Source organism: Lentzea indica (assembly GCF_012184385.1).
In the GTDB taxonomy this organism is placed as follows: Bacteria; Actinomycetota; Actinomycetes; order Mycobacteriales; family Pseudonocardiaceae; genus Lentzea; species Lentzea indica.
Genome location: NZ_VSRL01000368.1, coordinates 1 through 6,897, shown reverse-complemented (window position 1 = coordinate 6,897; position 6,897 = coordinate 1). Strand labels below are relative to the sequence as shown.

The window sequence follows — 6,897 nt, the reverse complement described above, 5'->3', positions numbered from 1 at the left end:
CGCAGGCGCGCGGTGGTGTCGCGGCGGCGGCCGCGTTCCTGGAGCGCGCGGTTGCTCTCACCCCGGATCCCGCCCGGCGAGCGCAGCGCGCCGTCGACGCCGCACAGGCGAATCTCCAAGCCGGTGCGTTCGAGTCGGCGGCCGCTGTCCTCACGACGGCGGACAGCGGACCTGTCGACGACTTCACGCGTGCGCGGGTCGATGTGCTCGCGGGCCCAGATCGCGTTCGTCCACAATCGCGGCGCTGAGGCTCCTCCGCTGTTGCTCGCCGCGGCGAGCCGACTCGAGCAGCACGATGTCCGGCTCGCCCGGGACACCTATTTGGACGCCGTCGCGGCGGCGATCTTCGCCGGCCGGCTCGCGAACGGCTCAGGACTGCGGGAGGTGGGGGAGGCCGCCCGCGTCGCGGCGTCGCCGGCGCTGCTCGGATGCCCGACCTTCTTCTGGATGCAGTCGCCGTACGTCTCACCGACGGTTACGCGGCTTCGGTGCCGATGATGCGGCACGTCCTCGAATCATGCTGTGACCAGGAGATCCCTGCTCACGAGGCGCTGCGCTGGTTCTGGCTCGCATCTGTTGTCGCCGCGGATCTGTGGGACGACGAGCGCTGGCACGTGGTCGCGAACCGTCAGGTGAGACTCACCCGCGAGGCCGGTGCGCTCAGCGAACTCCCCGACGCCATCGATTCATGTGCACACATGCACCTGCTCACCGGGGAACTGCCGGCCGCCGCAGCGCTGATCGAGGAGGGCAGAACGGTCTGCGCGGCGACCGGGAGCAACCCGGCGCGCGTCGGACCGCTGGGCCTGGCTGTCTGGCGCGGTCGCGAGCGCGAGGCCCGCACGCTGATCGACGAGCTGATGAGCGACGCGGTGCCAAGCGGACAGGGGGCCGTCGTAACCGTCACGCACTGGTACCACGCGGTGCTCTGCAACAGCCTGGGCCACTACGCGGACGCGCTGGCTGCCGCCCAGCTGGCTGCCGCCCACCAACAGGAGTTCGCCTCACCGCGCTGGGGCCTGGCCGAGCTGGTCGAAGCCGCCGCGCGTAGCGACTCACCCGAGCTGGCGACCGTTGCTCTGGAGCAACTGTCGACAGCGGCACGGGCGAGCGGCACAGACTGGGCACTCGGCGTGGAAGCGCGCTCGCGGGCGCTGCTCAGCGAGGGAGACGCCGCGACGCGGTGCTACCGCGAGGCGATCGAGAGACTCGCTCGGACCAGGGTTCGCGTGGAGCTGGCCCGTGCGCATCTCCTGTACGGCGAGTGGCTGCGCCGCGAGGGCCAGCGTGTTGACGCCCGTGCCCAGCTGGGGATCGCGCACGACATGTTCGGCAAGATCGGAGCCGAGGCGTTCGCCCAACGTGCGCGACGCGAGCTGCAGGCCACCGGAGTGACGGTGCGCAAACGCGCCTCCGTCACGACGAAGGACGTCCTCACCCCACAGGAAACACAGATCGCCCGTCACGCTGCGGACGGACTCACGAACGCCGAGATCGGCACCCGCTTGTTCATCAGCTCGCACACGGTCGAATGGCACCTCCGCAAGGTGTTCTCCAAGCTCGGCATCGCCTCCCGCAGGGAGATCCGCGACATCCTGCCCCAGGACGCGGCGGACTCGGCCTGACAGCCGGCTGTTGTGCCCTGTCCTGAGTGGACGGACTGGCGATCAGAGTGCTGGTGGCCCCTGATGCTCTCCGTCGTGCTCGGCCTCCACTGCGCCGAGCAGGGTGTGCAGCCCGACTTCGTAGCGTTGGACGTCCGTCGGATCGAACTGCCAGTCCGCGATCGGCATGGACATCTCCTCGTCGGGATGACCGGCCTCCACCAGCCTCAACTCGTCCTGCACCGCGTGTTCCAGGTCGTGCTCGTCGCCGATCACGGCCGCCCCTTCCATCTGCTGGACGCGTCCGCCGCGCCCGGTCGTCAGTGAAGACCGGACACGAGCGCGTTCTGTGACACGAAGGTCCGGGTCAGGTCTCCTTGACGGGCAGCATCAGGAGGATGGAGAGGATGAGGAGGCCACCCAAGATCCCCGCCACGCTGAACTTGTCGATGGTCGGGAAGACCTCCAGGTGCAGCACGTGCCACAGGAAGTGGATCGCGTTGTAGATCAACCAGGCGCCCCCGGTCACCACCATGGCCTCCCGCGTGGGGCGGCGCAGCGCCCACACGCTCAGCACCATCAGCGCCAGGTTGAGCGCCCCCACGTCGCGGGCCAGATGCTCGTTGTACGGGCCGAGCGCCGCCACCCAATGGAGCCCCGGGCCCGGGAAGTCGTGGTAGAACGACAGCGGGAACGCCGCCGCCCACACCCCTTGGTACGCCGCCGCCACCGCCAGCACCCCGGCCATCCAGCGCTTGGCCACCACCGTCATCGCGACGGCGCCCACTGCTCGAAGGTGATCTTCCCGCGGTGGAAGTCGCCGGTCGGCAGCACGCCACCGTTCGCCATCGCCTTGCCGACGGGCACCGTCAGCACCAGCTTGCCCTTGGCCAGGCGGCGCATCATCGATGCCATCTTCAGCACCTCGGGACCGGCCAGCTCGGTCGCCCGGCCCTGGGCGGGGCCTTCGGCCAGGCGTACGAGCTCGGCGGCGACCTCGGAGGCGGCGACCGGCCGGCTCACCATCAACGGCGCCACCTTCACCGGGCCAGGCACCTTGTCGAGCATCTGCGCCGCGAACTCGTGGAACTGCGTCACCCGAAGGAGCGTCACCGGGATCGGGCCGGCCAGCGCCAGCTCCTCCTGGCGGCGCTTGCCGATGTAGTAGCCCGAGTCGACCCGGTCGACCCCGACGATCGACAGGACCACGTGGTGGTGCACCCCCGCCCGCTCCTCCGCGGCCAGCAGGTTGCGCGTCTCGGTTTCGAAGAACGCCACCGACGCCTTGCGGCTGAGCGTCGACACGTTTGCCACGTCGATCACGACGTCCACGCCGCGCAGCGCGTCGTCGAGGCCGGCCCCCGTCATCAGGTCGACGCCGCCCGACCGGGAGATCACCACGACCTCGTGGCCCCGCTCGCGCGCCTGCTCGACCACCAGTTTGCCGACCCAGCCGGTTCCCCCGGCCACTGCCATCTTCATCGTGTCTCATCCTCTCGAGTCGACTCGACAGACAAGACAGGAGAGAGGCGCTGAATGTGACAGCCGATCGCGCCCACGTGTCGCTCCGGTGCCAACCACGGCGAAAGCCACATTCGCTGATGATTCCCAGCACGGTGCCGGAGCGTCCCGCTGAAGGATCGTGGCGCCGTTCCTGACCCGGCGTCCGCGGTTGTACGTCGTGGTCGGCAACCTCTGCAGACCACGACGTCGGGGCCGAGTCAGACCGCGCAGTGCAGCGGCCCGCCGTTGAAAGCGATGGCGTCACCCAACGCGGCCGCGATGTTGATGTCGGCCCCGTCGAAATCGGCGTACGCGCGGTGCAGGTTGAGCACCAGCCGTTCGGCATCGGGCAGACCGGTGAACTCGCCGAGGTCCGCCTCGCGCGCCGCCTCCAGCGGTGTCCAGCCTTTCTCGCGTCCCGTCTCCGCCGTGGAGCGGATGAACTCGTAGTACCGCCGATGCGTGGCGAGCACCTCGGCGAAGGAAGCTCCGGCCACCAGCGGTCCGTGGCCGGGAACCACCACCGCGGGCTCGAAGGCGGCCAGCCAGTCCAGCGACCGCAGTGCCCCGTCCAGGGAGCCCATCGCGATCATCGGGGTGACCGCGTGGAACACCAGGTCGCCGGTGAACAGGACGCGCTCCTCGGGCAGCCACGCCACCGCGTCGCCGACCGTGTGCGCCGAATAGCCGGGATGCCGCACCACCACGGGCTTGCGGCCGGCGTACAAGGTGATCTCGTCGCGGAACGAGATCGTCGGTGCGCGCACTGCGTCGACGCCCCACTCCGGGGTCGGTGACCACACGGGCGGGGTGTTGGCCAGGATGAAGTCCTGCAGGATGCCTTGGCGGGTGTGCTCGTGCGCGACGATCGTCGTCGAGTCCGGCAGCAGTGCGTTGCCGTACACGTGGTCGCCGTGCAGGTGCGTGTTCACCGCGAGCCGGATCGGGGCGCCGCCGGTGGCCATGTCGAGGGTGTCGAGGAAGAGCTTGGTGCGGCGGGCGGTCGCGCACGTGTCGACGAGCACGACCTCGTCGTCCGACCAGACCGCGCCGGCGTTGTTGATCCACCAAGTGCCGTCCGGCTGGATCCAGGCGTAGACGCCGGACGCGATTTCCTGCAGCTGCGGAGTCATGATCAGAACCTACTTCCGGGCGAAGCGGACCGGCACGTACAGGTCGAGTCGCCGGTCGTCGGTCGCGGTGAAGTCGGCCCTTGTCACCACGGCGCAGCGCACGTCGACGTCGCACTCCACGCCGTCGGCGATCTTCGGCTGGAGCGTGAGGGTGACGCGGAACGAGCCATCCGGGCCGTAGGGGGACGTGTGCTCGCCGGTCGCGCCATTCACGATCCGGTGCGAGGTGCCGCCGGCTCCGCGCGGGCCGAGGCAGGGCGACGGCCGGGACGTGAAGGTGCCGGGGTCCGAAGGCGAGACCGTGGCGGGGATGGCGCAGAGTGCGACGAAGATGCCCTGCCCCGGGTTGTAGCCGTGGCCGCCGACCGGCACCGGGACGCCCGCGGTGATCGTGGTGGGCGCGACCAACGTGAGGTCGTAGTTCTTGCCGTCCATCTCGACCGTGCGGTGGGCGACGGGGGAGGCAGTGCCGAGAAGGGGGAGGGCCACTGCGGCGATCGTGGAGATCATTGTGCGAGACTAGGATCGCGGCCTTCGGTGGCCCGTTGAGCAGCGGGGAATTTCCGCATCCTTCTGATAGTTTGCCCCGTCGGCCGGTCACGAAGCATGAGATGGATTCAGAAACGTGCATCGGTGAACAAGGGAGACGATGGTGGACTCGGCCCGGTCGTTGCGTTCGGTGGACAGCAGGTCCCCGGCCGTCACCCGCGCTGTCGCCCTCGTCGAGGAACTGGCCCGGCAGCGCAGGCCGGTCGGGATCGCCGAGCTCGCCCGTGCGCTCGACCTGGCCAAGTCGTCCGTCGCGAACCTCTGCGCGGCGCTCGAGGGCACGCACATGATCCGCCGCGTCGAGGGCGGCTGGGCGCTCGGCTACAAGGTCGTCGAGCTCGGCCAGGCGTTCCTCGCGGGCACCGATCTCGTCGAGGAGTTCCGGCGGACCGCGACCACGCTGCCGGTCGGTGCGCCGGAGACCATGCTGCTGGCGGTGCTCGAAGGCACCGAGGTCGTCTACCTGGCCCGGCACGACGGCTGCCAGCCGGTCCGGCTCGCGAGCGACATCGGCCGGAGGATGCCCGCGGTGGTCACCGCGCTCGGCAAGGCGATGCTGGCGAGCAACCAGCCGCCCAAAGGCCGCATGAGGAATCCGACGGCGAACACGACGGCGGTGGACAGGAGCTGTGCGGTGAGGTTGCCACGCGGGAAGAACGCGGCCGCGAAGTAGATGCTGAACGAGGCGTAGACGAACCAGTCGTACCATTCGACGAGGTTGCCGAGACAACCACGGACGACGTTGGCCACGACTTTGCGCTGGTGCGACACGAGAAGCTCCCTTGCCCTGGTCGCGAATCGGGGGATTCAGCGCAGCACGAACGGATTTCCCGTCGCCGCGCCGGTGTTGATCCAGACGCACTTGTCCTCGAGGTAGGCGTGGATGGCGTCGATGCCGTTCTCGCGGCCGATGCCGGAGTCCTTCACGCCGCCGAACGGCGTGAGGTAGCTGACCGCTCGGTACGTGTTGACCCAGACGGTGCCGGAGCGGATCCGTTGCGCCATCCGGAAAGCACGGCCGATGGAGCTGGTCCACGCACCTGCTCCGAGTCCGAAGCGGACGTCGTTGGCGATCTCGACGGCTTCGTCCTCGTCGCGGAACGGGATGACCGCGAGCACGGGACCGAAGACTTCCTCCTGCGCGATGCGCATGCTGTTCTGCACGCCGGTAAAGATCGTGGGTTCGACGAACCACCCTTGTCCGCATTCCGGACGGGTGGCGGCGTGTCCGCCGAGCGCGAGGGTGGCTCCTTCGGCGTGGGCGATGTCGATGTAGTCGAGCACCTTCTGGTGTTGCACCGGTGTCGTGATCGGGCCGACCTGCGTGGCCGGATCCATCGGGTCACCCATGCGGGCGGTGGCGGCGAGGTCGACCACCCGCTGGACGAACGAGTCGTGCACGCTGTTCTGGACCAGCAGGCGCGAGCCCGCGATGCACGTCTGGCCGGTGGCGGCGAAGATCCCGGAGACGACGCCGTTGACGGCGGAGTCCAGGTCGGCGTCGGCGAAGACGATGTTCGGCGACTTGCCGCCGAGTTCCAGGCTGACGTGCTTGAGATCGCGGGCGGCTGCCTCGTTGATGCGGCGCCCGGTGCTGTCGGCGCCGGTGAAGCTGACCTTGCGCACCAACGGATGCGTCACCAGCGGCTCGCCCGCGTCGTGGCCGAAGCCCGTCACCACGTTCATCACGCCGGGCGGCAGGCCTGCCTCGTGCAGCAGGCGCGCGAACTCCACGGTGGACGCCGAGGTGTACTCGGACGGCTTGATCACCACGGTGCAGCCGGCGGCCAGGGCCGGTGCGAGCTTCCACGCCAGCAGCATCAGCGGCGAGTTCCACGGCGTGATGATCGCGACGACGCCGACGGGTTCCTTCTGCGTGTAAGCGAAGTAACCCTTCTTGTCCAACGGGATGACGTTGCCCTCGATCTTGTCCGCGAGCCCGCCGTAGTAGTAGAACCATTGCGGCAGATAGGAAACCTGCGCGTACATCTCGCTGTACAGCTTGCCGTTGTCCCGGACTTCGAGCTGCGCCAGCCGTTCGGCGTTCGCCGCGATCGCGTCACCCAGCGCGCGCAGCACCGCACCGCGGGCGCTCGCCGTGAGATCGG

At 69.2% G+C, this 6,897-nt stretch carries 9 protein-coding genes and 2 pseudogenes; 4 read left to right on the top strand and 7 right to left on the bottom strand.

Annotated features, from left to right (window positions below; all coding sequences use genetic code 11):
- The 3 genes from FXN61_RS45970 to FXN61_RS45960 all read left to right on the top strand — a co-directional run.
- On the top strand, positions 1 to 248 hold a 248-nt coding region (locus FXN61_RS45970; RefSeq protein WP_167980109.1), incomplete at its 5' end, for a hypothetical protein.
- Positions 190 to 498 (top strand): hypothetical protein, encoded by a 309-nt coding sequence (locus FXN61_RS45965; RefSeq protein ID WP_167980108.1) that lies wholly within the window; start codon positions 190 to 192, stop codon positions 496 to 498. The genes FXN61_RS45970 and FXN61_RS45965, both read left to right, overlap by 59 nt.
- A complete protein-coding gene (locus tag FXN61_RS45960) occupies positions 429 to 1,625 on the top strand; it encodes a helix-turn-helix domain-containing protein (RefSeq protein WP_167980107.1) in 1,197 nt (398 codons plus the stop codon). Before FXN61_RS45965 ends, FXN61_RS45960 begins: the two co-directional genes overlap by 70 nt.
- 42 nt (positions 1,626 to 1,667) lie before the next feature.
- Here FXN61_RS45960 and FXN61_RS45955 read toward each other — a convergent pair whose 3' ends face one another.
- From FXN61_RS45955 to FXN61_RS45935, 5 genes are all read right to left on the bottom strand, one after another.
- On the bottom strand, positions 1,668 to 1,880 hold the full coding sequence (locus FXN61_RS45955; RefSeq protein WP_167980106.1) for a hypothetical protein: 213 nt from the start codon (positions 1,878 to 1,880) through the stop codon (positions 1,668 to 1,670).
- Between the two features lie 91 nt (positions 1,881 to 1,971).
- On the bottom strand, positions 1,972 to 2,391 hold the full coding sequence (locus FXN61_RS45950; RefSeq protein ID WP_223165869.1) for a hypothetical protein: 420 nt from the start codon (positions 2,389 to 2,391) through the stop codon (positions 1,972 to 1,974).
- The gene (locus FXN61_RS45945) at positions 2,373 to 3,086 is read right to left on the bottom strand and encodes an SDR family oxidoreductase (RefSeq protein WP_167980105.1); all 714 of its coding nucleotides are present in this window, start codon (positions 3,084 to 3,086) and stop codon (positions 2,373 to 2,375) included. Before FXN61_RS45945 ends, FXN61_RS45950 begins: the two co-directional genes overlap by 19 nt.
- Positions 3,087 to 3,325: 239 nt before the next feature.
- Complete coding sequence (locus FXN61_RS45940; RefSeq protein WP_167980104.1) at positions 3,326 to 4,240, bottom strand: MBL fold metallo-hydrolase; 915 nt, start codon at positions 4,238 to 4,240, stop codon at positions 3,326 to 3,328.
- Between the two features lie 9 nt (positions 4,241 to 4,249).
- Positions 4,250 to 4,750, bottom strand: a complete 501-nt coding sequence (locus FXN61_RS45935) for a hypothetical protein (RefSeq protein WP_167980103.1) — start codon at positions 4,748 to 4,750, stop codon at positions 4,250 to 4,252.
- Positions 4,751 to 4,889: 139 nt separating this feature from the next.
- Between FXN61_RS45935 and FXN61_RS57040 the strand changes: the two are divergent.
- Positions 4,890 to 5,300 (top strand): annotated as a pseudogene (locus FXN61_RS57040) (helix-turn-helix domain-containing protein); the annotation flags it as partial.
- Between the two features lie 38 nt (positions 5,301 to 5,338).
- Here the strand turns inward: FXN61_RS57040 and FXN61_RS54955 are convergent.
- Positions 5,339 to 5,596 (bottom strand): annotated as a pseudogene (locus FXN61_RS54955) (alpha-ketoglutarate transporter); the annotation flags it as partial.
- A partial coding sequence (locus FXN61_RS45920; protein ID WP_167980101.1) for an aldehyde dehydrogenase occupies positions 5,597 to 6,897 on the bottom strand: 1,301 nt, incomplete at its 5' end.

Excerpts from the sequence above, each read along its gene's own strand:
- FXN61_RS45935 (WP_167980103.1), bottom strand. The coding sequence starts at position 4,750 with ATGATCTCCACGATCGCCGCAGTGGCCCTCCCCCTTCTCGGCACTGCC.
- FXN61_RS45960 (WP_167980107.1), top strand. The coding sequence starts at position 429 with ATGCCCGACCTTCTTCTGGATGCAGTCGCCGTACGTCTCACCGACGGT.
- FXN61_RS45940 (WP_167980104.1), bottom strand. The coding sequence starts at position 4,240 with ATGACTCCGCAGCTGCAGGAAATCGCGTCCGGCGTCTACGCCTGGATC.
- FXN61_RS45945 (WP_167980105.1), bottom strand. The coding sequence starts at position 3,086 with ATGAAGATGGCAGTGGCCGGGGGAACCGGCTGGGTCGGCAAACTGGTG.